Source organism: Agarivorans sp. MS3-6, from assembly GCF_054112545.1.
This window is the reverse complement of record NZ_CM134202.1, coordinates 2,716,420-2,740,000: the sequence shown is the minus strand read 5'-3', so window position 1 is coordinate 2,740,000 and position 23,581 is coordinate 2,716,420. Positions and strand designations below refer to the sequence as shown.

General features: G+C 45.6%; 22 protein-coding genes and 1 riboswitch. Of the genes, 9 read left to right on the top strand and 13 right to left on the bottom strand.

The genetic code is table 11. From position 1 onward, the window contains the following. Nucleotides 1-454: 454 nt before the first annotated feature. Nucleotides 455-922 carry an RNA recognition motif domain-containing protein gene (locus tag ACVFI8_RS12590; protein WP_248713131.1) on the top strand — a complete coding sequence of 156 codons (468 nt, stop codon included), beginning with the start codon at nucleotides 455-457 and terminating at the stop codon, nucleotides 920-922. Here the strand turns inward: ACVFI8_RS12590 and murI are convergent. The 3 genes from murI to ACVFI8_RS12575 all read right to left on the bottom strand — a co-directional run bounded on the left by murI (nucleotide 919) and on the right by ACVFI8_RS12575 (nucleotide 5,122). After that, entirely contained in the window at nucleotides 919-1,731 is an 813-nt protein-coding gene (murI, locus tag ACVFI8_RS12585) for a glutamate racemase (protein WP_457871513.1), read from the bottom strand. The genes ACVFI8_RS12590 and murI overlap by 4 nt on opposite strands. A 60-nt stretch (nucleotides 1,732-1,791) precedes the next feature. Next, nucleotides 1,792-3,627 (bottom strand): TonB-dependent receptor domain-containing protein, encoded by a 1,836-nt coding sequence (locus ACVFI8_RS12580; protein ID WP_248713133.1) that lies wholly within the window; start codon nucleotides 3,625-3,627, stop codon nucleotides 1,792-1,794. Nucleotides 3,628-3,664: 37 nt separating this feature from the next. Then, nucleotides 3,665-3,890, bottom strand: a riboswitch (cobalamin riboswitch). A 56-nt stretch (nucleotides 3,891-3,946) separates the two neighbouring features. Beyond that, nucleotides 3,947-5,122: a DUF5610 domain-containing protein gene (locus ACVFI8_RS12575; RefSeq protein ID WP_457871512.1), complete on the bottom strand. Its 1,176-nt coding sequence runs from the start codon at nucleotides 5,120-5,122 to the stop codon at nucleotides 3,947-3,949. Between the two features lie 147 nt (nucleotides 5,123-5,269). On the opposite strand from ACVFI8_RS12575, the gene trmA reads away from it, so the two are divergent. Further along, a complete protein-coding gene (trmA, locus tag ACVFI8_RS12570) occupies nucleotides 5,270-6,373 on the top strand; it encodes a tRNA (uridine(54)-C5)-methyltransferase TrmA (protein WP_248713135.1) in 1,104 nt (367 codons plus the stop codon). Nucleotides 6,374-6,482: 109 nt separating this feature from the next. Continuing rightward, nucleotides 6,483-6,944: a YHS domain-containing (seleno)protein gene (locus tag ACVFI8_RS12565; protein WP_457871511.1), complete on the top strand. Its 462-nt coding sequence runs from the start codon at nucleotides 6,483-6,485 to the stop codon at nucleotides 6,942-6,944. On the opposite strand, the gene ACVFI8_RS12560 is transcribed toward ACVFI8_RS12565, so the two are convergent. After that, nucleotides 6,941-7,279, bottom strand: a complete 339-nt coding sequence (locus tag ACVFI8_RS12560) for a DUF1422 family protein (RefSeq protein WP_248713137.1) — start codon at nucleotides 7,277-7,279, stop codon at nucleotides 6,941-6,943. The two genes, ACVFI8_RS12565 and ACVFI8_RS12560, sit on opposite strands and share 4 nt — an antisense overlap. 12 nt (nucleotides 7,280-7,291) lie before the next feature. Beyond that, nucleotides 7,292-7,912, bottom strand: a complete 621-nt coding sequence (fabR, locus tag ACVFI8_RS12555; RefSeq protein WP_248713138.1) for an HTH-type transcriptional repressor FabR — start codon at nucleotides 7,910-7,912, stop codon at nucleotides 7,292-7,294. 273 nt (nucleotides 7,913-8,185) lie between these two features. On the opposite strand from fabR, the gene ACVFI8_RS12550 reads away from it, so the two are divergent. Next, on the top strand, nucleotides 8,186-10,237 hold the full coding sequence (locus tag ACVFI8_RS12550; protein WP_457871510.1) for an alpha-amylase family glycosyl hydrolase: 2,052 nt from the start codon (nucleotides 8,186-8,188) through the stop codon (nucleotides 10,235-10,237). Between the two features lie 162 nt (nucleotides 10,238-10,399). Here ACVFI8_RS12550 and ACVFI8_RS12545 read toward each other — a convergent pair whose 3' ends face one another. Both ACVFI8_RS12545 and metB read right to left on the bottom strand, forming a co-directional pair. Then, entirely contained in the window at nucleotides 10,400-12,811 is a 2,412-nt protein-coding gene (locus ACVFI8_RS12545; protein ID WP_457871509.1) for a bifunctional aspartate kinase/homoserine dehydrogenase II, read from the bottom strand. Between the two features lie 30 nt (nucleotides 12,812-12,841). Continuing rightward, nucleotides 12,842-13,999 carry a cystathionine gamma-synthase gene (gene metB, locus ACVFI8_RS12540; RefSeq protein WP_457871508.1) on the bottom strand — a complete coding sequence of 386 codons (1,158 nt, stop codon included), beginning with the start codon at nucleotides 13,997-13,999 and terminating at the stop codon, nucleotides 12,842-12,844. Nucleotides 14,000-14,152: 153 nt separating this feature from the next. On the opposite strand from metB, the gene metJ reads away from it, so the two are divergent. After that, on the top strand, nucleotides 14,153-14,452 hold the full coding sequence (gene metJ / locus ACVFI8_RS12535; RefSeq protein ID WP_248713142.1) for a met regulon transcriptional regulator MetJ: 300 nt from the start codon (nucleotides 14,153-14,155) through the stop codon (nucleotides 14,450-14,452). A gap of 90 nt (nucleotides 14,453-14,542) precedes the next feature. Here the strand turns inward: metJ and ACVFI8_RS12530 are convergent, their stop codons facing one another. Together ACVFI8_RS12530 and ACVFI8_RS12525 are read right to left on the bottom strand one after the other, a co-directional pair. Next, the gene (locus ACVFI8_RS12530; RefSeq protein WP_457871507.1) at nucleotides 14,543-15,829 is read right to left on the bottom strand and encodes a DEAD/DEAH box helicase; all 1,287 of its coding nucleotides are present in this window, start codon (nucleotides 15,827-15,829) and stop codon (nucleotides 14,543-14,545) included. Between the two features lie 254 nt (nucleotides 15,830-16,083). Further along, on the bottom strand, nucleotides 16,084-16,335 hold the full coding sequence (locus ACVFI8_RS12525; protein ID WP_248713144.1) for a DUF2999 family protein: 252 nt from the start codon (nucleotides 16,333-16,335) through the stop codon (nucleotides 16,084-16,086). A gap of 189 nt (nucleotides 16,336-16,524) precedes the next feature. On the opposite strand from ACVFI8_RS12525, the gene ACVFI8_RS12520 reads away from it, so the two are divergent. Then, nucleotides 16,525-16,956, top strand: a complete 432-nt coding sequence (locus tag ACVFI8_RS12520; protein WP_457871506.1) for a VanZ family protein — start codon at nucleotides 16,525-16,527, stop codon at nucleotides 16,954-16,956. Between the two features lie 123 nt (nucleotides 16,957-17,079). Here ACVFI8_RS12520 and ACVFI8_RS12515 read toward each other — a convergent pair whose 3' ends face one another. Both ACVFI8_RS12515 and ACVFI8_RS12510 read right to left on the bottom strand, forming a co-directional pair. Further along, nucleotides 17,080-17,547: a DUF2059 domain-containing protein gene (locus ACVFI8_RS12515; protein WP_457871505.1), complete on the bottom strand. Its 468-nt coding sequence runs from the start codon at nucleotides 17,545-17,547 to the stop codon at nucleotides 17,080-17,082. 166 nt (nucleotides 17,548-17,713) lie between these two features. Then, the gene (locus ACVFI8_RS12510; RefSeq protein ID WP_457871504.1) at nucleotides 17,714-18,607 is read right to left on the bottom strand and encodes a LysR family transcriptional regulator; all 894 of its coding nucleotides are present in this window, start codon (nucleotides 18,605-18,607) and stop codon (nucleotides 17,714-17,716) included. A gap of 105 nt (nucleotides 18,608-18,712) precedes the next feature. On the opposite strand from ACVFI8_RS12510, the gene aguB reads away from it, so the two are divergent. From aguB to aguA, 3 genes are read left to right on the top strand one after another with little or no spacing between them, the layout of a single operon-like run. Then, nucleotides 18,713-19,594, top strand: a complete 882-nt coding sequence (gene aguB / locus ACVFI8_RS12505) for an N-carbamoylputrescine amidase (RefSeq protein ID WP_248713148.1) — start codon at nucleotides 18,713-18,715, stop codon at nucleotides 19,592-19,594. A 4-nt stretch (nucleotides 19,595-19,598) separates the two neighbouring features. Next, complete coding sequence (locus ACVFI8_RS12500) at nucleotides 19,599-20,996, top strand: APC family permease (RefSeq protein ID WP_457871503.1); 1,398 nt, start codon at nucleotides 19,599-19,601, stop codon at nucleotides 20,994-20,996. A gap of 2 nt (nucleotides 20,997-20,998) precedes the next feature. Continuing rightward, complete coding sequence (aguA, locus tag ACVFI8_RS12495) at nucleotides 20,999-22,090, top strand: agmatine deiminase (protein ID WP_457871502.1); 1,092 nt, start codon at nucleotides 20,999-21,001, stop codon at nucleotides 22,088-22,090. A gap of 66 nt (nucleotides 22,091-22,156) precedes the next feature. On the opposite strand, the gene ACVFI8_RS12490 is transcribed toward aguA, so the two are convergent. Continuing rightward, on the bottom strand, nucleotides 22,157-22,852 hold the full coding sequence (locus ACVFI8_RS12490) for an aspartate/glutamate racemase family protein (RefSeq protein ID WP_248713151.1): 696 nt from the start codon (nucleotides 22,850-22,852) through the stop codon (nucleotides 22,157-22,159). Between the two features lie 6 nt (nucleotides 22,853-22,858). After that, complete coding sequence (locus tag ACVFI8_RS12485; RefSeq protein ID WP_248713152.1) at nucleotides 22,859-23,581, bottom strand: ABC transporter ATP-binding protein; 723 nt, start codon at nucleotides 23,579-23,581, stop codon at nucleotides 22,859-22,861.

Sequence of the window (23,581 nt, the reverse complement as noted above, 5' to 3'; positions counted from 1 at the left end):
CTGTGACTGTCAACCGCTTTTTTCATTCTTTTCCGAAGAAATTTTCTTGGGAGAAGATGAAGCGTTTAACCGCCGCTAGTAGAGCCTCAGGCCTTACCAACCCTGACTTGCTATGTGCTTCGCTTTGCAGCGCTGCGTGCCGTGTCAGTGGAGTCGCATTATAGGGATCCGCGTTTTCAGTGCAAGCGTTTTTTGAAGAAAATCACCGTTATTTTCAGCTTTAAAACTAACCCCCAACATAGGCACACCCTATCCACAACTTATCCACAAAAATGGCCCGCAAAACCGTAATCAAACCTCTGAATTAAAAGTAATTGTGTCGCTTAGCAAGTTTCTGGGAGAGAAATTGTACATTTTCTAGCTTATCGGATAAAAGCTGGCTAACATGATGTCGCAATTTTGTTAAATAAAGTTGCTTTCCATTATTTCGCACACATTGAGCATTGAATTTATTATGAAAAACTCTAGTTTACCCGTCGTCATATTAGTTGCAGTTGCGATAGCTGCATATTTCGTCGCTGGCGCCGTAGCACCTATCCAACCTTTATACTTGTCGATCGCTGTGATTATTGGTGGCGCTATCGTGTTGTTAAGTTCAGGTGGCACCGCTAGTAGTGACACCCAGACTGATTCGTCAGAGCAAGACCATGATACCGCTGAGTCTATAGACACTCAGACTCTATATGTAGGAAACCTTCCTTATAGAGCTAACGAGTCAGCTATCCGCAAATTGTTTTCTGAACATGGTCATGTTGTATCGGTAAGATTATTGAAAGATAAGCAAACCGGTAAACGCCGAGGTTTCGGTTTTGTTGAAATGGCCGCTAAAGACGCATCAAATGCTGTCTCAGCGTTAAACGAGCAAGAATTTCAACAGCGCACTTTAAAAGTACGTGAAGCCAACGAGCGTAAAGAAGACTAGTCAAGTAACCGCAGGCTAGTAATACCGTAAGCCTGCAATTGATTAAGTAGTATTGAATTAGTGGATGCCTCGGTGCAATAAGCATGAGCTTCCACTTTTTTTCGCCCATACTCTACCAGCCCCTCTGAACCGACTAGGTGCGCTACCCGTTTAGCTATCGCTAAACCAGAATCAATTAATGCCACCTTATCGCCTAAGACCTGTGTGAGTTCTTCTTTTAGTAGGGGGAAATGAGTACAACCCAGCACGACGGCATCTATGCTATCCATACCTAACCAAGGCAATACGACTTGCTTTATACTCGCGAGGCTAACTTGCTCGCCTGATAGTTTACGTTCAGCCATTTTGACTAAGTGTGTTGAACCAATTAACTCAACTTGGCAATCGGTGGCAAAGTCACGAATAAGCTGCTCGGTGTAGGCTCGCTCTACCGTACCAGGGGTCGCCAATACGCCGAAGTGTTTGCTGCTACTATAGTTAGCCGCAGATTTGATGGCTGGTACCACACCGACCACCGGTACCTTTAGTTGTTCACGCAAAGTGGGCAGAGCCAAAGTGCTGGCAGAGTTACACGCAATCACCACGATATCGGGTTGTAGTTTCTCAACGGCTTGCTTAATAATATGGCTAACGCGACTAATGAGCTGCTGGTCAGCGAGCTCGCCATAAGGGAAATAGAGATTGTCGAATAGATAACTACAATGCAGCTGAGGGCTTAGTCGCTGGATATGCTCTAAGATAGTGAGACCACCTACACCAGAATCAAATACAAGAACATGACCTTCCATCGCGCTACTAAACCACCTCATAATCAAACCAGCCTTAGTGTAACTAATGCTAAGGCTGGCGGCTATGCTTATGCGCTTGTCTTAAAACTGGTAGCTAGCGCCGAGTTCAAAAGTACGACCTGGCGCTTGATAGTTTTGCGCGCTAGAGTAACTTTGATCAAATGCATTACGCAACTTAGCGTCTAAACGGAAGCCGTTATCAAAACGGTAGTTAGCACTAAGATCCCACACCGAGTGGCTACCAAGAACCACGGTATTAGCCGCGTCTTCATAAGACTCGCCACGCCATAAGAAGTCAACCACCACTTGTAGGTCGGCCCAACTAACATCAGCCTTATACTTCACTTGTTCTTCTGGACGACGGATTAAGTTCTTGTTGGTGTTTTGGTCTTTGGGATCAAGGTATTCAACAATCACCCGATGATTTACCCAAGAGGTTGAAAAATCACCTTGAATTTCTATGCCTTGAATACGCGCATCACTGACATTGTCCGGCGTCCAAAGAGGCCATGTGTCAGGGGTACCACTGTAATCGTTATCACAGCGAGCTACACAGCCCCAAGCAATCAAGTTTTCGACATCATTGCGAAATACGTTAAATTGCCACTGACTACGGAGTAAGTCTAAAGCAAAACCAAACTCTGAGTTGGTCGAGGTTTCAGCTTTAAGGTTGGGGTTTTCACTCCCAGGGTAATAGAGGTCATTAAAAGTAGGCGCTCTAAAAGCAGTGCCATGTAATACATTGAAACGTAAGTCAGACTGTAGTTGCCACGCCCAACCTAAGTTATAGGTGGTGTGGTCACCATAATGTTCGTTGTCGTCATAACGCGCACTCGCCTCTAAGATATGCACCAAATAGTCTGCTCGGGCGCCAATATGTGCCGCCTTGTTATCTCGGCTTGCTTGTTGGTATACCAAGCTAGAGCCTGAAATATCATCATTCTGATAATCTAGTCCCCCTTGCAATAACCAGTTTTCATCAAGCTGATAAGCCAACAGCCAATTAGCTGCATTTCGCTCAGTCGTGTAGCGTTCAGGATTGTTGAAATCACTCGCTGGGGCACTGTCTGAACGGTCTTGGTGATAATTCAAACCCAGTTCACTGGTCCACTGATTGGCAGCGTAGTTTATACTTGCGCCATATACGGTCTGTTGGTGTTTATTGAGTGCTTTCGCACCTTGTATGTATTCAGATTCACTGTCATTGTGAATGGCAAAGACACGACCACGCCAAGCTTGATTAAATTGATGGTCAACACTAAATAGGCCACCAAACGTCTCATAGCCGTAATCTTCATTTAGGTTGTCTTGAGGGCGAATATCATACCCATCACTTTGATCCGCACTGAGTACAAGATTATATTGAGTATTATCACCGATTAACCCTGTTGCTCGACCGGCAAGCTTAGCGCTATTTTGCGTACCTAAAGCCGCTTTTAATCCCAGTGATTCACTACCAAAATCTGGGCGAGTAATAATATTGATTACCCCTCCTACAGCGTCTGCGCCATAGATTGACGCACGAGCCCCGCGTATAATTTCAATACGCTCTACGAATTCTAATGGCAGTAATGACATTTGAGCACCACCACTAGTGGCGGTATTAATACGTACACCATCGATGAGGTACAAAGATTGTGCAGAGCTTGAGCCGCGAATAAATACACTTTCGGCTTGGCCTTTACCGCCACTACGAACCACACTAATACCCACTTGCTGGTTCAGTACATCAACAATATCTTGAGCGCCGCTGCTGGCTATCTCATCACGGCTGATCACGGTAAGAGGAGCAATAACACTAGCGGCAGTTTGCTCCATTCGATTGGCGGTAACTACCACTGTAGGTTGTTGTTGGGGGGTTTCTTGGGCATAGCCAAAAGCTGGCGTAATAATGGCCAGTAACATAAGCTTGTTCATCGATCGTTCCTAATCTTCGCGTAGTACTTTGCTATTTATTAGCATGTGCGTTGTGGCAGGTATTCGGACTTAGAGGCTGGTTATTTGTACTACGGCTACGACTTCCCATTTGGTCATTCAAACAGTGTCTGGAGATCTTTAGAAAAGGTCACTCCCTGAGCTTTCGTTCCTCATTACCGCTGCGCGACAGTTCTGGATTTTCACCAGATTCCCTATTAGGCCTAAACATGACACGTTTAGGCACCACAGCGAGCGAGATTATAAGCTAGCCCTTATGTGATTGATAGCACAAAGCAACGAGCATTAGCTGAACTTGAAATTAACTAATATTGTTGGCAGAACTGGCTTGATTAGTAGGGGTTTTGTTAAACAGTGCTACGGCCTCAGCCATTCTGTCAGCGAAGCCTTTGAAGCGTTCAACACCTGCTTGCTTGTCTTTCTCTTCCGCTGGGCTTGAAATCGGCAATATTCCCGCTAACAATGCTTCGGTAGAAGATTGAGGCTCAGCAAACAAAGCACTCACCTTGGCTTGTATATCTTGCCATGCTGATAAGAACTCACTGAGATCAGGTACTAAGTCTGAACCACCCGCTGGCTTGTCGGCAGCCTGCTGGTAAGCCTGAGTAACCGCAACACTCTGTTGCTGCTGAAAGTTAACCGCAAAACCCACCAACTGTTGCTCATCAAACCCAATGTTAAGGGCTTGATCAAAAGCCTTATCTAAATCGCCAGAGAAGAACTGTTGGCCCACTTCATCAACTTGTTTAATCAAATCAGCGATCGCGGCTAGCTCATCATCGTTTAAGTCACCTTCGACCGAAAAACTAAATTGTTGTTGCGAAGCAAAGGAAGCCTGAATAGATGAGCGCCCTTCTGTATAGCTAGCGGCTAATTGAGAGCCATAGCTGATGGTGACGATATCACCCTCGGCCGTTTCTAATTCCATACTGGCAGATTGAGAATTAGACATAGCCAATTGATTATAAATAGGCGCTGATTGGATTTCGTAATCACCGTCTTCAATTTTCTCTAAACCTTCTTGAATTAGGTCGTAGCTTTTATCAATGCCCTTCTCTAATTCTTCATTTAGAATACCTGCATCGCTAAGCTCTTCACGAGCCCCAGCAAAACCAACATCAATGCCTTTTCGAGCTTGAGCCATCATTTCTTCAAGTTTGTCGTCTGACATTCCCGACTGCTTGGCACTATTTAGCGAACCAGCCACAAAGTTAAGTACATTGCGGGCGACTTCTTCAGCGTCAAAAATACTAGGCTGTTCAGGCTTAGGTATTGTCACCGCCCCGTTAGCAATAGATAAGGTGTGCTTTTCAATTGAACTCAATAATACATGGCTGGCCACCGCGCCCTGCTGGGTCAAGCTTGCTTTATCATCAGCAAGGCCATTGCTCTTAGCAATCGAAGGTGTTGATTGCTGCAATAGACGCTCAGCATATTGTTGAATGGGCGTTTTGCCCAAGCCATTTAGTTCATTCATAAAGCCCCCATGGATTTACCCTAGTCTCTGCGTATCGGCATGTTAAATTAAAACTTTAGAAATATTATCACTATTATTGTAGATAAACTGGACAAGCACGCGATGCGCCTTTAAATTGCGCTCCTTGCTAGATTTAGAGGAGCGGTCATGAGCGCTATTGCATACTACCCAGAACAGTACCAAGATCTCTTGGCCGAGAAAGTCGCCAAACGTCGCGAACAGTTTGCTGAATTTTCACCACCAGAGCCCAGCATTTTCGGATCTCCAACTAAACATTACCGGATGCGTGCCGAGTTTCGCATATGGCACGAAGGTGACGATCTCTACTACATTATGTTTGACCAAAAAACCAAACAGAAATTTAGAGTAGACAGTTTTCCCCCCGCCAGCGAAATTATCAACCGCCTAATGCCTTTGCTGATTGAGCAATTAAAGTCTAATACCTTATTGCGCTACAAATTATTTCAAGTGGATTTTTTGTCGACTTTGAGCGGCGAAGTCATTGTGAGCATGCTTTACCACAAAGCCATTGATGAACAATGGCGGGAAGCAGCCAAACTATTAAAAGAAGAACTCAGTAAGCAGTTCTCTATTCAACTGATTGGTCGTTCGCGTAAACAGAAAATGTGTTTGGAGCAAGATCGGGTCGATGAAGTGCTCACTGTTAATCAACAGCAGATCACTTATCAGCAAATTGAGAATAGCTTTACTCAGCCTAACGCGGTGGTAAATCAACACATGTTGGAATGGGCACAACAAGCGACGAACAATAGCCAAGGTGATTTATTGGAGCTGTATTGTGGTAATGGTAACTTCTCGCTGGCTCTGGCGAAAAACTTTAATCGAGTACTGGCTACCGAAATAGCTAAACCGTCGGTTGAAGCTGCACAATACAACATCAAAGCCAATGCCATTGATAACGTGAAAATTTTGCGTCTGTCGGCAGAAGAGTTTACTCAAGCCATGTTAGGTGAGCGCGAATTTCGCCGCTTAAAAGAAGCCGATGTGGATTTAACCAGCTACCAATGCAATACCATTTTAGTTGATCCACCACGAGCAGGTTTAGACGATGCTACCTTAGGCATGGTGCAAGCCTACGACAACATTGTATACATATCTTGCAACCCAAATACTCTATACGACAACCTCAGCACCCTGAGTAAAACTCACAAGATTAGTCATTGGGCGCTGTTTGATCAGTTCCCTTACACTGACCACATTGAGGTTGGCGTCTACCTACAACGCCGATAAACAACCCATCAGCGATTAAGGTGCTTAATCGCTGATTTCCTTCAATGTGAAATAACAACCAGCCCCGATCGGTCTACAGTTGATAATAGCCACAATGCAAGGACCGCTTATGTACCGCCTATTCATAATTAGCTTTACCTTACTATTCAGCTTAAACAGCTTTGCCGCCGAGCCAGTTAGTACCAGTTATTGGGGGGATAAAGCGGTCGGTGGAACAGATGTACTCAGTTACCATAGCGCCGCTCAGGCCGGAAATAGAACAATTGTTGAAGGCTCGGCCCGTTTCAAAGTTCGCTGGAATGAGGCCGACTGGTATTTTGCGAGTCAGCAAAGTGCCGATAAATTTGCCAGTGGGCCTGAGCGTTATCGCCCGAGATACAACGGGTTTTGCTCAAATGCCCTGTCGCTAGGAGAGGGGTTAATTAGCACCAACGGCCAAGTGTGGGAATTTTTTAACGGCGAGTTACACTTATTTTTTGCTGAACGAGGTCGCCAGCGTTGGTTAACTGGCGACTGGCAAAGCTATCAACGCACTGCCGACCAAGCTTGGCAGCAGGCACTAAACAATTAGCGCTTAAAGCCTCCCACTTTAAACATCAACCACAGTCCAATGGCTAAACAAACAAGAAGTAATACGATATTACTGCCAATATCGGGAAATTCGGCCCTTAACATGGCTGAATAACCTAAGGCTCCAAGTAAGAATGCCGCCACGCTAGTAATCGGCGAATCTTCACTCAGGTCTTGATGCATATACATTTGATAGAGCTGCATTACCGCTAACACAAAAGCAATAATAGGAAATATTGAAAAACTCAATCCTGCTACAGCAAACTGAGCAAGACTCGCATTGCCACTCAAGCCTGCAACAAACGATAGTAATAATAGCGATTTTCTTACTTTCATATTGACGACCTCTTAACTTAGGGTTTCAGAGCGGTTATATAAAGCCGCACCTTTGGCTACGATTCGTAATTGTTTAATGGTTTTTTGAGATAGCTGCTGACGATCATGCTCCGCTAAATCAAGCGCTGAAGCGCCTGCGTTAAATACTAAGATAACCATTGCTTCAGCTTGCATTTGCGCGTCCTCTCGCGGGCAGCGGTATTGGAGCTCAAGATAATCGGTTAACTCTGCAATGAAATGAGCGATTTCTCTGGCTACCGCAGCCCTAAAAGCTGGTGAAGTGCCTGAACGTTCGCGCAGCAATAAGCGAAATATATTCGGATTATTAAACACAAACTCCATAAATGTTGCGACCGACGTGCCAATAACGCTGCCGCCAGAGGCGATGATCCGTTGACGAGCTTGGCGCATCAGTTGGCGTAAAGTTAGTCCCCCTTCATCCACTAAGGTTAAGCCTAGCTCTTCCATATCAGAAAAATGACGATAAAAAGACGTTGGCGCAATACCCGCTTCACGGGCGACTTCTCGCAAACTTAAACTGGATAAACTGCGCTCAGCACTCAATTGACTAAATGCAGCGTCAATAATCGCTCTACGGGTCTTTTCTTTTTGCTGCGCTCTTACACCGCTCATTACTTCTCCTCTTTATTCCCTAGAGCATAATACCTTGAGCGAAGAAAAAGCCAAATTTAAGATCCTTAATCCAACCGCATTGCCCCTACAACAAATACAGTCCGTTTACAAACAAGACATGAAAAGGATTTCATATCTTGTGAAAGATCTCAATAAAACCAAAGATGCGAGCTGGGTCAATTTTTCATCAACTTGAAAACGATACCAAGTATCTAGATGGCCTACGCTGTGATTTACTCAAGCTATATAAGATGTACCTAGCAAGGAAGAGTTATGAATTGGTCTAAAAGTGCTATCTCAATGGCAGTTGTATTTGGGTTAAGTGCCTGTGGTGGTGATGGTGGTGGCACAACACCTCCATCAGATTACGAATACCAAGCTTATGCGTGTGATGCAGCTATTTATGAAAAAGCGAAAGAACTGCGTATTTACCAAGTAATGACCGAAGCGTTCATCGATGGTGACTCTAACCATGACTATAACGATGGTTACGGCACTAGCCACCACAAGGGTGATCTTCAAGGTATCATTGACTCATTAGATTACATTCAAAGCCTAGGTATGAATGCGATTTGGATGACCCCAATTTTTGACTCAGAGGGTAGCTCTAAGCTTGATGCAACAGGCTACTTTACTCGTAACTACTTTGAAATCGACCCTAATTTTGGTACCAAAGCGCAAGCTAAAGAATTAGTTGATAAAGCACATGCAAAAGGTATGTACGTTATTTTTGATGGCGTATTTGGTCACCATAAAGGCAGTGTTACTCCGTCTCCTAACGGCCTAACACCTTCTGGTAGTGACAACCCAGTAAGTTACCCGGGTACCGATAACGACACCTTAGAGTTCTACAAAGAAGTGGCTAGCTATTGGGTCACTGAACTAGGTATTGATGGCTGGCGTTTAGACCAAGCTTACCAAGTTCCGGTTGGCGCATGGGGAGAAATACGTAAATCGGTAGAAGATGCCTCAAAAGCAACCACTTACACCATGAATGGCGAAAGCGTTAATCCTCTCGCTTACATGGTTGCTGAGATTTGGGATGGTGGCGGTAGTCAGATTCGTGATGAAGGTTATGGCCCAGAAGCAGCACCAGGCGTATGTTCGGCCTTTGATTTTCCAATGCGTTATAGCATTACTCAAACCTATGCCGTAGAAGAAAATGGCAGTGGAGGTCGCGACGCAACCAATTTAAATGCTGCGTTCAACGCTCAAATAGCCAACCCAGACCACGCCGTACCCAATGGTTTTATTGGTAACCATGACTTAGTTCGTTTTGGTGATTTATTACAGCGTGGCGACATTGCTCAACCAAACCAACAAGAATACTGGGCTCGCCATAAAGCAGCTTATGCTTTCTTAAGTGCTTATTCTGGTCCCATTACCATGTATTACGGTGAAGAAATTGGCGACGAAGTCCCCGGATTTGCAGACCAAGTAGATAACACAACTTGTGCTGACCAAGGTCTCTGTGACGATCACGTTGCCCGTAACAGTGGTAAAGTGGAAGGTTTAGCCAGCGAGCAAGGCGGTGCAGTATTTAACGCAGACGCCAGTCAAGCCGATTTACGGGACTACATCAGCTCTCTGATGACTCTGCGTGCTGCTAACCCTGCACTGTATAAAGGTGAGCGCATCGCTATTAGTCATGATGACGCCGCCAGTGTGTTCTTCGACCACAAGCAATATGAAGACAACACCATACTATTTCTAAACAACACCAGTACTAACAGCTTTACTATTGATGTCACCGGTGAAGATATTGGTAGTGATGGTCAACTGCGTAATATGCTGACCAACGAAACCATCGATATCGCATCGGGTGGTTACAGCATCGACATCGAGGGTTTTGAATCACTATTCCTTGAAGTACTGTCGGCAACTGCTGAAGGCCCGCAACAAGGCAATGGTGGAAGCTTGATCGGCACTGGTCCTTTAGCTGACTGCAGCGCACCTGACGTTGCTGGCAATGGCCCTCTTGATAAAGAGATGTGGATCCGCGGTAACTATAATGGTGGTGATGGCTTTGGTGCGACACCAGATAGTCACAAATTTAGCTACAAAGGTGACAACATTTACCAAGTCGTCGTCACTGAACCTGCGACCACATCATTTGGTTTCAAGTTCGCTGCCGCTGATTGGAGCTCAGAATTTGCAACGGCTACAGGCGTAGCAGTTATTGCAACAGAGCAAGCAATGTCAATTGCCGCCGGTGAGGGCACTGAATCAAGTCTTGTGATTCCTGAAGCCGGTGATTATGTTTACAGCTTTGAAATCAATGATGCCTTAACTGGCGGAACGATGATGATAAGCAAGTGTGAGTAGTAACATTAAGAAGGCGGTGTCATTACCGCCCTCTTGAGATAGGTTGTCTAGAGCCTTTAATACTAGAACGAAGGTTATCCTTCAAACGTTTGTTAAACACCCTTTTGTACCCTTATTTTGCCTCCTTTATGGAGGCTTTTTTTGTTTTAAATATTCCGCTGTTTAACTTAGTGCGCTACACAAGCTCACTAAATCTGCTTGCAGTGCTCCGGCGGTCACTTCTCTGCCAGCGCCAGGGCCTTGAATGACCAAGGGGTTTTTCTTGTACCACTGGCTCTCTATGGCAAAAATATTGTCACAAGGCTTTAAGTTGGCAAACGGATGTCGCTCATCAATGCTTGCTAAGCCTACCTCAGCCTTCCCTTGGGGGTTTATCTTAGCCAGAAAACGAATCACCTTGCCTTGTCGTTTAGCATCATTGTAGGCTTGCAGCATAGGCTCATCTAACTCCACCATCGCATCAAGAAAATCTTCAAGCGCTAAGCCCGCTAAACGTTCAGGCACCAAAGACTGTAGTTGAATATCATCAAGCTCTAATGAAAAACCTGCTTCACGAGCCAAAATTAGCAGCTTACGTTGCACGTCGTTCCCGGATAAATCTTCTCGCGGGTCGGGTTCTGTTAGGCCTTGGTTAAGCGCATCCGCCAACAACTCAGAAAAGGCCACTGAGCCATCATACTGTTGGAACAACCAGCTCAAGGTGCCAGAAAATATCCCCGATATAGCCAGAATCTGATCACCCGCTTGGCGCAAGTGCTGAATACTAGATTGCACCGGTAAACCAGCGCCAACCGTGGCATTGCTCAACCAATGTGAACCGTGATCAGCAAAGCTGGTTTTAAGGGCTGTGTAATTTGCTTGTTCACTGGCGCCCGCATGTTTATTGGCGGTAATCACATGAAAACCTCGGCGCGCAAACTCGCTATAATATGCGCTTACCGATTCACTGGCAGTAATATCTAAAACGACCAGTTCATCATAAGGGTGGCGGCTAAGCTTATCGAACAGATCAGGCCAAATCAGTGTAAGGTTTGGTTCGCCCGTCAAGGCTTGCTTGGCATCTAAGCCTGTAAAATCTAATTGACCACGTTGGCTAGAAAACACGCCGGCTAGACTCAAACTTAATGGGTAGCGCTGCTCTAATTCTGCTTTTTGCTCAGCAAACAAACTTAGCCATTGGCTACCTATGTTGCCTTTACCAAATACCACTAAACCTAGCTTACGTTTTTGTTTAAACAAGTTGGTGTGCAACTCTTTAAGCAAGGGCTCTAAAGTGATTTTTCGAACTACCGCACACAAGCTCAACTTATCGGCACTCGAATGAATAAACTCGAGAGGCTGCTCAGCTAACTGCTGAAAAAATTGGTAACACTGCTGCGGGTTATCACAGACACCTGCGCCAACCAATGCCACCAAACAATAGCCTTCGCTGCGCTCTACTCGCTGCACCTGAAACTGGGCAGCCAAGTGATCAATGCGTGTTAAGGCTTCATCCACTAACTCGCGGGTATAGGCCATGCGTAAAGAGCCCGTTTCACTATGCTTGTGGCGAGTAGCTGGAGCCAAATGATTCTTTGCTAGCTCTGCTAATAAACCAGTAGCATGGCGACTAAAATCTTGCTTAAAAGTCAGCTCAAGTAACACGATATCGTCTACTGAGGTGACAATTTTAGCCGCGTTACTTTTTATACCTTTGCGATAGATAAGGGTTTGCCCATCTTTCGGAGCATAGCTACAGCGCAGATTCACTTTTTGTCTAGAACGAGCCAAGGGCTCTAACGTTCGCGCATGTAACACCGAGCTACCAATGCGAGACAGTTCAGAGGCTTCATTCAAAGCCAACTGTTCTAACAGCTGCGCATCCTTTACTAGGCGCGGGTCAGCGCTGTAAATACCGGCCACATCACTCCAAATAGTGGTAGAGATGGCATCAGCCAAAGCGGCGAGTTCAGTAGCCGAATAATCACTGCCATTGCGCCCTAAGGTTACAGTACGCCCTTGGCTATCGCTACAAATGAAGCCGGTAACGACTATTCTACAAGCCGATTTAGCCGCTAAGCACTGTGCTAATAATGGCGCACTTTGTTCAACATCAACTTGAGGCTGAGCTGATAATTCCGCTTTAAAAAATTCTCGAGAATCTAACCATTCGGCTTGGCAGTCTAATTCGCTGAGCAATGCAGCTAACAAACGGGCTGACCAGCGTTCGCCAAAAGACAACAGCTGGTTAATATTAAAGGTACTGAGCTCGCCCTCTAATACACTGGCAATTTGATGATGCTCAAGATCTAAAGCGCTGACAATTTGCTTGGCCTTTTGCTCCGTTAATAACTCATTAACTAACTTAGATTGAAACTCAATAAGCCCTTTTAGTGCCTCGCCAGTAGCATCATCTGCTTGCTTGGCTAGCTCAATGATCTTCAGTAAACGATTAGTCGTTTTACCGGCTGCTGACACAACAATAAGATCATGGGGCTGAGAATGTTCAGCAACAATATTGGCAACGCGCTTAAAACAACCCGCATCGGCCAAACTGCTACCGCCAAATTTATGAACATGCCTATTTACTGACACTGAATACCTCTCTACAACTTTTAGCCAAACTTAAAGTTTGGCAAAGGCCTGCTGTAAGTCATTAACTAAATCTTGGGCGTCTTCTAAACCCACCGACACGCGTAATAGCTGATTAGAAATCCCTGCCTCTGCCAAGGCGTCACTCGACATGGCAGCATGTGTCATGGTCGCAGGGTGGGCGATTAAACTCTCTACTCCACCTAACGACTCGGCCAAGGAAAACAGCTGCAACGCTTTCAAAAATTTCACCATTTGGCTCTCATCTAAAGCCAATTCAAAACTCAACATAGCACCAAAACCACGCTGCTGGCTTTGCGCTAGCGCATGGCCCGGGTGCTCAGGTAAACCAGGATAATAAATGTTGCCCACAGCGCTTTGCTGCTGCAAACACGCCACAATGGCTTGTGCATTTTCCTGATGGACATTCATTCTGGCCTTGAGAGTCCGTAAGCCGCGCAAAGTGAGATAGGAATCAAAGGCAGAGCCAGTTAAGCCCAAACAATTCGCCCACCAAGCTAGCTGCTCGGCTAACTCATCAGTGGCCGCTACGACCATTCCGGCCACCACGTCAGAGTGGCCATTTATGTATTTAGTGGCCGAATGCACCACAATATCTGCGCCTAACAAAATAGGGGTTTGCAGGGCTGGCGATAAGAAGGTGTTATCTACCACCACCAAGGCCCCCACAGCATGAGCTTGCTCGGCAATAGTCTTAATATCAACAATTCGCAATAAAGGATTACTTGGCGTTTCTAGCCAAACAATTTTAGGTTTTTTGGTTAATAGCTCAGCCAGTGCTGACCAATCATTTTGATCTACAAAAGCCACTTCAAAAGCACTTTTCTTAGCCAGACTATCAAATAAGCGGTAACTGCCGCCGTAGCAATCATGAGGAGCAATCAGTAAATCACCCGGCTCTAATAAGGCTGTAACCAAGTTAATCGCCGACATACCGGTATTGGTAATGACCGCGCCCGCGCCATGCTCTAAATTGGCAATGGCTTCGGCCAAAATGTGGCGTGTAGGGTTGCCTGAGCGGCTGTAATCAAATTGGCGTTTCTGGTTAAAATCAGCAAAGCTGTAGTTGCTCGACAAATAAATGGGCGGAACTACTGCGCCGTGCTGGCTATCACTTTCAATACCGCTGCGCACTGCTATGGTGGCTGCTTGAAGATCTTTTAAAGACATTTGCTGATTTACTCCCTCAATTTATCCTGCCACTTTACCACCAGCAAAAAAGACGTCAACACTTCTAGACGTCTAAATGTCTTTGCTGTTGGATTGCTAAGTGGCTTTTCCCCCGTTACAATAGGGTCTCTTTGGTTTAGTGTGTATTGTAGTATGTCGACAGAATGGAACGGTGAGTGGATCAGCCCTTACGCTGAACACGGTAAAAAAAGCGAACAAGTTAAGAAAATCACAGTATCTATACCTCTTAAGGTATTAAAGATATTGACTGATGAACGTACCCGCAGACAAATTAATAACTTGCGTCACGCCACCAATAGCGAATTGCTTTGCGAAGCTTTTTTACATGCCTATACTGGTCAGCCTCTGCCCGATGATGCCGACTTACAAAAAGATAAGCCAGATCCGGCCTTAGAAAAGGCCGCCCTAGCAGAACTCAATAAAGAAGATTAGAAAAAGCCGCTGTTAGAGCGGCTTTGCTTTAACTGCATGCCAATGAATTTAGTCTTAAGACTACGGCTGCTTTCTTTAATCTGCTTGTTGTCATTTATTGCGCGGTCGTTTTTTGCCACTGCGATTAGCCACCTTGGGCTGACGACTTCCTCGCCCTTTAGCTCGGCCTTGCGGTTCTGGGTCTGGCTCAAAATTGCCATATTCGTCATCATCATCCGATATATTCACGGCTTGCTTCGGTTTGGGCTTGGGCGCAAAGCCAGGGACAATGTCATGTTTGAACTTCAGGCCCGTTAAGCGCTCTATTGCTCTCAACTGTTTAGTTTCATCCTCACTAAACAGTGAAACCGCTAAACCAAAGCTGCCAGCTCGACCAGTACGACCAATTCGGTGCACATAGTCTTCTGCTACATAGGGCAGATCGACGTTAATCACACAAGACAGTTGACTAACATCTATACCTCGAGAAGCAATATCAGTAGCAACTAACACTGCAACACTGCCGTCTCTAAACCCTTCTAAAGCTAATGTACGAGCGTGTTGGGTTCGGTTAGCATGGATAGAAGCGGCACTAATGCCAGCCGTTTCAAGCTGAGAGGCTAAACTGTCAGCACCCAGTTTAGTACGACTAAACACCAACACTTGAGGCCAATTATTACGCTTAATAAGATGAATCAGCAGCTCACTTTTACGCGCTTTATCTACCGGATGGAGACGCTGCTTAACCGAATCAACCGTGCTGTTTGCGGCGGCAACTTCAATCAACAGCGGATTATTGAGCATACCGCTCGCCAGCGATTTGATCTGTTTTGAAAAGGTCGCTGAAAACATCAAGGTTTGACGTTTGCTAGGCAGTACACTTTGGAGGTAGCTCATCTCGTCGATAAACCCTAAGTCCAGCATACGGTCGGCTTCATCTAACACCAAGATCTCAAGCTGATCGAAGCGAATCGCTTGCTGCTTGTATAGATCAATCAAACGGCCAGGGGTGGCAACCAAGATATCTACACCCGCTTGCAACTGTGTTATTTGCGGTTCTATCCTCACCCCCCCCATCACCGCCGCTGATTGAATATTCATATGACGGCTGTAGTTTTGTACATTCATGAGCACTTGAGTGGCAAGTTCTCGAGTGGGAGTAATAACAAGTGCACGAACCGAGCTAGCCTTCGGGCTAGCAGCGCCAGATAACAACTGTACCATCGGTAGGATAAAACCCGCTGTTTTACCGGTACCCGTTTGTGCCACCGCCATAACATCACGTTGACTCAGTACCGCCGGAATCGCTTCGAGTTGGATCGGTGTTGGTTTTGTATAACCTTGTTCAGCAACACTTTTCAACAGCGCACTACACAAGCCTAGTAACTCAAATGACATAGAAAAACCTCGGTTACAGCAGCACCGCTTCGTCAGTCTAAGCAAGGCTGTTTAACGGTGGTCGAACGCTTTTAGGGCTCAAGTGCTTTAGCTAATCGTGCGGCCAGCCACAGCAACATTGACACCAACAGAACTAGCCAAGGGTTGTCGATTCGGCTTAAGCGAGCAATCTACAACGCTAAAGATAAAACGGGCTGATAAGACTGTAATATATAACCGCTAAACGCCCCTTGCAGATTATCTAGCAATGAAACTTACTTCTGAAGCTGCTCTTTGGCGGCTTCAACTTTCGAGAAATCTAAACCTAACTCGTTTACCGCTTCTTTAATCAAAGCGGGGTTTTGCATCACCTGGCCGAGCATAAGTTGAAGTTTTTCTTGAGGTAAGCCCAACTGAGAGATCGTTGCCATTGCTGCAAGAGGATTGTCTGTCAGCGCTTGAAACACCTCGCCGATCTGTTGGTCACTAATATTGTTCTCTTTCAACATTGCAATAATTGGGTTCATCACATTACCTTTAAACACTAAACAAAATAAGGGAGCAGTCTACCATTTGACTGAATATGATGACACTGACAACCACCACCTTGTTAACCCGGTTAACGCAGTCTCTATGATTCAGCATCATTCGCTTATCTCAAGTTGAACGGCCTGTTATATTGCTTTGCAAGTCTTCTTGTTCTTTAGCGATTGATTATGAATAAACTGGCCACTGTATTCGCAGCAGTCTTTCTTGGCTTTATTTTGTGGGTTATTTATTTAGCGAATACTGGCGGCTCTAGCGTGTTTTTTAACTTTGTAGCCTCGTTTCCTTATGGCGACAAATTAGGCCACTTTTGCCTTTTTGGCACACTCACGTTTATCTTGGTGATCGCCCTGAAGTTTCGCGTTTTAGCCATTGCGAGTGTTCGGCTTTATTGGGGAGCTATTTTGGTGACTATATTTGCCCTTGGTGAAGAGCTCAGCCAAGCATTTATACCGCATCGCACGTTTGACCTTATCGACGCCTCGGCAGACATGCTCGGCATAGCCATCGCTTCTATGTCTTGTTTTCTAATCAATCGTTACTATGCGAATCAGCAAAGTAAGTCACCGTTGTCACCGGGAGAAACTAAGCCTATCGCTTAGTCTGATTGAGCCCAGTGCTTTGCACTGTAAGGCGGTCGGACATATACCAACATCAACTAGCGGCTTATTAAAGTAAGATATAAAAGCCGCCTAAGTCTAGGTGGGGAGCCAGAGGCATATCGCCTATTTAATACCGTGCTTTTCCAAGAAAGGTTTTACTCGTTCCATCAACATCGCTTGTTTAGATTGCGCCTCTTGCATGCCTACTTGGGCACCTACCTGCATTAAGTGGGCTGAATTTTCTAAGAATTTTTTACCGACTGGCGTTTGGTAAAACTTTGTAATCTCGATGATTTCATCATCAGTAAAGGTTTGTGTGTACAGCTCTTTCATATCATTAATGATTTTCGGACGGTCGATATCTTCATTAAACCAAGCACGAAAAATACCCTTAAGCTCTTCCTTACCCTCATTATCCAATCTAAATTGAGCGGTCATCTGATCAATGGTTGGCATCATGGCCTCGAATCCACCTTCAAACTGCTGGTCCATCTTCATAACCTTAAACATCTCATCGATTGGCGTTTCTTGAGCCATCGTAGGCGTCACAAAGGTTAAAACCATCAATGGTAATAGTAAATATTTGTTCACTTTCTATCCTTGTATATGGGTGCTGAGAAAAGTACTGATAAATCGTTGACTAACATTAACAAGCAAGTGGCAATAGTCCATATTTTAAAGTGATTTTAATCGCAATTTACCGGAGCGTGATACCCAGGCTCACCTAAAACCCGGTGATGAGTGCATGAATAACTTGTCAGGTGCATTGCTGAATTTGTTTGATTAACCATTGAACACTCTCTTGGCTATCGTATAACTGATGAGTAAACATGCTTAACGATAGCTCGGGTATGCCCTCTGGTAGCTCAACAATGCGTACCGGTAGCATTTGTTCGAGTTCTTTGGCAATCCGTTGCGGCACACACATTAAGTTACGGGTATTGGCGGTGACCATTGCGCCCACCGCATAGCTTTGCACCGTCATTGAAATCTGCCGAGCTTGGTGCTGCGCCAGTAGCCATCGGTCGATGGGATCGGCACCCGAGTTAATTAAGGGTAGGTGTACCTGTGGCGTCTCTACAAAGTCTCTAAAGGTAAAATTTTCAGGAAAGTTGCTCTGTTGTTTGGACACAATGCCAACATAAGGATCGCTTAGCCAATGATAACGGTGATAATAACGCGGCATATTTTGCAATGTATCCACCCCTAACATCAGGTCTATTCGGCCTTGTTCTACCCGCTCCATTTGGATGTTTTCGGAAAGAATGTCTACCGCAATTCGTGCATTGGGTGCACTGTTCTCCATTTTTTTGCCCAATTTAGGCAGTGCATAAAACTCAAAGTAGTCGATAGCACCAATGTAAAACGTTTTGGCGTCGAGTAAGGGGTTAAATGGCTTCATTTTGGCTAAGGCCATGTCTATCGAACTTAGGCCCTTTTCAATATCAGGTAATAAGGCTTGAGCCAGCGGTGTTGGCTCCATGCCGGTGCGGGTTTTGATAAATAACGGGTTATCAAAACGATGACGCAGTTTAGACAAAATATGGCTAGCCGCTGACTGGCTCATAAACAGCTTTTGGGCGGCTTTAGATAAATGCCTTTCCCTTTCTAATACCACCAGCAGGCGTAGTTGATTTATATCTATGTCCATAGTTATCGATATCTCTCATACACAAATAAAAAAATAGCGTTTTTATAATAACCCTTTTTAAGATAAAAATGTTCCATAGTTTGCATCACCCGTATAGGAATTGGGATGAGAAAAGTCACTGTAGCCGCCACACAAATGTCTTGTTCATGGAACATAGAAGAAAATCTTGCCAAGGCAGAATATTTAGTAAGAGAAGCCGCCGCCAAAGGCGCGCAAATCATCCTGCTTCAAGAACTGTTTGAAACACCATATTTTTGTATTGAAATTGAAGAGTCATATCACAAGCTCGCCAGTTACTTAGAAGATAATTTGGCCTTTAAAAAGCTCTCTGAGTTAGCCAAGGAGCTAGAAGTGGTGTTGCCCTTCAGCTGGTTTGAAAAAGCGGGCAACGTGAAATTTAACTCTTTGGCGATGATTGATGCCGATGGTTCGCTGTTAGGCATTTATCGAAAAACCCATATCCCCGATAGTGATGGATATTTAGAGAAATACTACTTTAGCCCTGGCGATACCGGCTTCAAGGTTTGGAACACCCGTTATGCCAAAGTTGGCATTGGTATTTGCTGGGATCAGTGGTTTCCAGAAACCGCCCGTAGCCTCGCCTTACAAGGTGCCGAGTTAATATTTTTTCCAACCGCTATTGGCAGTGAGCCAAGCCAACCAGAGCTAGACTCTCAACCGCATTGGCAATGTGTGATGCAGGGGCATGCCGCTGCCAATCAGGTGCCAGTGATAGCCTCTAACCGAATTGGCTGCGAACAAGCAAAGTCTCGCGATCATCAAATCACCTTCTTTGGGTCTTCGTTTATTGCCAATTACACCGGCGAAGTACTGGCTAAAGCCAGCCGCGATACTCAAGAGGTACTCGTACACCAGTTTGATCTAGACGAGATTGAGTTTCAGCGCAGTGCTTGGGGGCTATTTAGAGATCGACGCCCCGAGCATTACCAACACTTATTAACCCTAGATGGTCAGTTAAAGGATTAGACGCATGACAACTAAAAAAATGGGCATAACCCCACTGGCATTGTTTAGCTTATGTGCGGTACTGGTCGTAGACACCTTAACGGCGTCAGCGTCTATAGGCGTAAGTTCTCTAGGGTGGTGGACACTCATCTTAGTTATTTTTGTGATTCCTTATGGCTTGATCACCTCAGAACTCAGCGCCGCCTACCCCGGAGAGGGAGGCATTTACGACTGGGTAAAGAAAGCCTTTGGCTCCAGCTGGGCTATTAGAACGACCTGGTTTTACTGGATAAATGTTGGCTTGTGGATGCCCGCGGTGTACATCTTATTTGCCGGTATGTTTTCAGAACTATTTGCGCCAGACTTACCCCTTAGCGCTCAGGTGTTTATTTGCATAAGCCTGACTTGGCTAACCGTGTGGGTATGTAATATCTCAGTTGATGTGGGGGTGCTAATTACCAATGTATGTGCGGTATTAAAAGTGCTCATAATCTCGGTGCTTGGCATAGGCGGTTTTATTTATGCGATGAAAAATGGTGTTGCCAACGAATTTAGCTTAGCGGCAATAATGCCTTCTTTTGATTCCGGAGCGGCATTTCTTCCTGCGTTAGTCTTCAATTTAATGGGCTTTGAATTGGTCGCCACCATGACTAAAGAAATGAAAGACGTAAAACAAATTCCCAAGGTGGTGTTCTTAGCCATTGCAATTACGGCCTTTCTCTACATTATTGGCACCTTGGGCATACTAATGGCACTGCCGGTTGAAGAAGTGGGCTTAGTAGCAGGCATTATTGATGCCCTTAAAGTACTGTTTGGCAATGGTCCGCTAGGTATATTTATGACCTATGCGCTAGGCGTTGTGACCCTACTGACCTTTATTGGCAATATGGTGAGCTGGACCATGGGTTCTAGCCGCGCTGCTGCGCAGTCAGCTAAAGACGGTGAGTTACCTAACATTGTGGCAAAAAGCTCTGCTAAATACGCCACCCCGGTAGGTGCGAACATCATCACAGGGTTAGTTTCTACTGCCGTTATTTTCATCTACACTTTTTTTGCTAACACCAATGATGAGTTGTTCTGGTCGATGTTTGCCTTTTCAAGCTGCATCTTCCTATTACCTTACTTATTGATGTTCCCTGCTTACTTAAAGCTGCGTATTAACGATCCAGCAACAGCCCGGCCATTTAAAATACCGGGCGGGCTCAAAGTGCAGCTAGCGATGACCGTTATTTGTTTCCTCGTTATCTTACAAGCGGTGGTGCTATTTATCTTCCCAGATATCATTTTCGGCACTATCGATTGGCAATATACCATTCCAGTATTAAGCGGCGTGCTAGCCACCATTGCCCTTGGTGAGCTGCTACTGCTACGAGCGAAACGACAAAGTAGCCCACTGAATCTGGCCAGCGAAACAGGAGCTTAAGCATGAGCAGAATCATCGAAGAGGTACCTGCCAGTGCCGGTTTTTATATGCCCGGTGAACACCAGTCACAAAGCGAAGTGTGGATGTCATGGCCATTACGCAGCAATAACTGGCGCTATAGCGGCAAGTTTGCCCAACACGCTTTTGTAGAGGTAGCAATAACGATTGCCCAAGCTACGCCAGTGGTAATGTTGGTTGAACAAAGCCAATACGCTAATGCACGGGCCCAGTTGCCAGCCCATATCAAAGTGATTGAGATGTCTTATAACGACAGCTGGATGCGCGACATTGGCGCTACTTACGTGGTTAATCAAGGAGGCGAGCGCCGCGGTATTAGTTGGCAATTTAATGCGTGGGGCGGCTTAGTTGATGGCCTTTATTTCCCTTGGGATCTAGATGATGCGGTGGCCGAGAAGATGCTCAATATCACTGGAGACGCTAGCTACAAAGCCCCCTTTGTATTAGAAGGCGGAGCCATTCACACTGACGGTGACGGCACCTTATATACCACCAAAGAATGCTTGCTTCACCCCAGCAGAAACCCTGATTTGTCTCAGCAACAAATAGAAGAGAATCTAAAAAGCTATTTGGGTATAGAGAAAATCATCTGGCTAGACAAGGGCTTATATAACGACGAAACCAATGGGCATGTAGACAATATCATGCATGTAATTAAGCCCGGAGAAGTGGCTCTCACTTGCTGTGATGATCCCAGCGACCCGCAATATGCCATTAGCCAAGCCGCGTATAAACAGCTCAGTAATGAACGCGATGCCAAGGGCCGTGCGCTAAAAATATATAAACTCCCCATGCCTGGCCCTCTTTATATGAGTGAAGAGGAAGCGGCGGGAATAGACCAAACCGAGGGCATGCAACGTGAGGCCGGTGAGCGATTAGCGGCGTCTTACGCCAACTTTCTGATAAGCAATGGCTTAGTGGTGTTTCCTCTACTAGATGAAGCTAACGATGAATTGGCCAAAAATGTGCTGATTGAGGCATTTCCTGAGCATAAGGTAGTGGGAGTGACGGCGCGTGAAATCTTACTGGGTGGCGGCAATATTCATTGCATTACCCAACAAGTGCCTAGCGTCTAACTTCGCAGACAAACACCTCGTGAAAGATAAACCAAGTCAATGCCGCTTGGCTTGGTTTATCTTGTTTCAGTACTTATCCACCGCCGGTGAATAACCACCTAAACGGGAAGTATTCACTCCTAAACGCACCAAGCTTTCACATAACGACACCGCACAAGACACTCCATCTAACACTGGTAAACCGTATTTTATAGACAAAGCGTTGGCTAAATCGGTCATACCTGCACAACCTAATACAATTGCTTCGGCGCGATCTTGAATAATGGCCTGTTCAATTTCGCTAGAAATTTTTGACAAGGCTGCAGGATTATTCTCTTCAAGCTCTAATACCGCAACTTCAGATGAGCGCACTTTCACGCATTTTCTGTCCATACCATAGCCCAGCAAATTATGCTCTAATGCTGGTACCGAGCGGGCCAAGGTGGTGACCACCGAAAACTTATTAGCCAGCATCGACGCCACATGACAAGCCGCTTCACCAATGCCCAGCACCGGTTTATCGGTCAAGCAGCGCACGGCATCCAAGCCGGTATCATCAAAGCACGCAATCACAATGGCATCGTAATTCACCACAGCCTGAATCGCCGCTAACATACCGGGAATGCTTAAGGCTTCGTCGTAATAACCTTCTATAGACGCAGGTCCATGTTGCGAATGCACTGCAATAATATCAGTGCCAGTCGCCGCAATCTGCTTGGCTGACAGGGCGATTTTGTCGGTCATGGCCGCTGAGGTATTAGGATTAACTACCAGAATTCGCATCGTTGGTTACACCTCTCCGCCGAGATAAGCGGCTTTAATCCGCTGATCATTCATCAACTCACTGGACTGCCCTTCAAGCACTACCGAGCCGGTAGATAAGGCATAGGTGCGATTGGAAATAGACATCGCCATGCGACTATTTTGTTCTACCAACAATACGCTTACGTCTTGGTCCCTAGAGATAGCGACAATAGAGCGAGCTATGTCTTGTACTAACTTGGGCGCAATACCTAAGCTAGGCTCATCGAGCAATAACACTTTAGGTTTTGCCATCAGGGCTCGACCAATCACCATCATTTGCTGCTCGCCCCCTGATAGAGTACTAGCCTGCTGCTGGTAACGCTCACGCAGCCTGGGAAAACGCTCTAAAACACTGTCGAGCGTATCGGCTATACCGGCTTTGTCATTCCGGGTAAATGCCCCCATCAATAAATTGTCTTTAATCGACATTAACGGGAAAACCCGTCGCCCTTCTGGCACCATGGCAATGCCCTTTTTCACAATATCGGGTGCTGAAGTGCCATCGAGACGCTCACCTAGATAGTGAATAGCCCCCGACTTAATGTCAGTTAAACCGGTGATGGCTCGCAAGATAGAGGATTTCCCCGCGCCATTGGCCCCAATAAGCGCCACGGTTTCACCTTGATGCAAATTAATCGATACCCCTTTTAGGGCATAAACGTGATCGTAATAAAGTTCTACATTGTCAAAACGAAGTATTTCGGTCAT

What these genes read in the sequence shown, in the direction of transcription:
- ACVFI8_RS12485 (WP_248713152.1), bottom strand. Translation starts at nt 23,581, where the DNA reads ATGACCGAAATACTTCGTTTTGACAATGTAGAACTTTATTACGATCAC.
- ACVFI8_RS12560 (WP_248713137.1), bottom strand. Translation starts at nt 7,279, where the DNA reads ATGAAAGTAAGAAAATCGCTATTATTACTATCGTTTGTTGCAGGCTTG.
- ACVFI8_RS12530 (WP_457871507.1), bottom strand. Translation starts at nt 15,829, where the DNA reads ATGTCATTTGAGTTACTAGGCTTGTGTAGTGCGCTGTTGAAAAGTGTT.
- aguA (WP_457871502.1), top strand. Translation starts at nt 20,999, where the DNA reads ATGAGCAGAATCATCGAAGAGGTACCTGCCAGTGCCGGTTTTTATATG.
- fabR (WP_248713138.1), bottom strand. Translation starts at nt 7,912, where the DNA reads ATGAGCGGTGTAAGAGCGCAGCAAAAAGAAAAGACCCGTAGAGCGATT.
- ACVFI8_RS12500 (WP_457871503.1), top strand. Translation starts at nt 19,599, where the DNA reads ATGACAACTAAAAAAATGGGCATAACCCCACTGGCATTGTTTAGCTTA.
- metJ (WP_248713142.1), top strand. Translation starts at nt 14,153, where the DNA reads ATGTCGACAGAATGGAACGGTGAGTGGATCAGCCCTTACGCTGAACAC.
- murI (WP_457871513.1), bottom strand. Translation starts at nt 1,731, where the DNA reads ATGAGGTGGTTTAGTAGCGCGATGGAAGGTCATGTTCTTGTATTTGAT.
- ACVFI8_RS12510 (WP_457871504.1), bottom strand. Translation starts at nt 18,607, where the DNA reads ATGGACATAGATATAAATCAACTACGCCTGCTGGTGGTATTAGAAAGG.
- metB (WP_457871508.1), bottom strand. Translation starts at nt 13,999, where the DNA reads ATGTCTTTAAAAGATCTTCAAGCAGCCACCATAGCAGTGCGCAGCGGT.
- ACVFI8_RS12490 (WP_248713151.1), bottom strand. Translation starts at nt 22,852, where the DNA reads ATGCGAATTCTGGTAGTTAATCCTAATACCTCAGCGGCCATGACCGAC.
- ACVFI8_RS12580 (WP_248713133.1), bottom strand. Translation starts at nt 3,627, where the DNA reads ATGAACAAGCTTATGTTACTGGCCATTATTACGCCAGCTTTTGGCTAT.
- ACVFI8_RS12520 (WP_457871506.1), top strand. Translation starts at nt 16,525, where the DNA reads ATGAATAAACTGGCCACTGTATTCGCAGCAGTCTTTCTTGGCTTTATT.
- ACVFI8_RS12525 (WP_248713144.1), bottom strand. Translation starts at nt 16,335, where the DNA reads ATGAACCCAATTATTGCAATGTTGAAAGAGAACAATATTAGTGACCAA.
- ACVFI8_RS12575 (WP_457871512.1), bottom strand. Translation starts at nt 5,122, where the DNA reads ATGAATGAACTAAATGGCTTGGGCAAAACGCCCATTCAACAATATGCT.
- ACVFI8_RS12565 (WP_457871511.1), top strand. Translation starts at nt 6,483, where the DNA reads ATGTACCGCCTATTCATAATTAGCTTTACCTTACTATTCAGCTTAAAC.
- ACVFI8_RS12550 (WP_457871510.1), top strand. Translation starts at nt 8,186, where the DNA reads ATGAATTGGTCTAAAAGTGCTATCTCAATGGCAGTTGTATTTGGGTTA.
- ACVFI8_RS12590 (WP_248713131.1), top strand. Translation starts at nt 455, where the DNA reads ATGAAAAACTCTAGTTTACCCGTCGTCATATTAGTTGCAGTTGCGATA.
- trmA (WP_248713135.1), top strand. Translation starts at nt 5,270, where the DNA reads ATGAGCGCTATTGCATACTACCCAGAACAGTACCAAGATCTCTTGGCC.
- aguB (WP_248713148.1), top strand. Translation starts at nt 18,713, where the DNA reads ATGAGAAAAGTCACTGTAGCCGCCACACAAATGTCTTGTTCATGGAAC.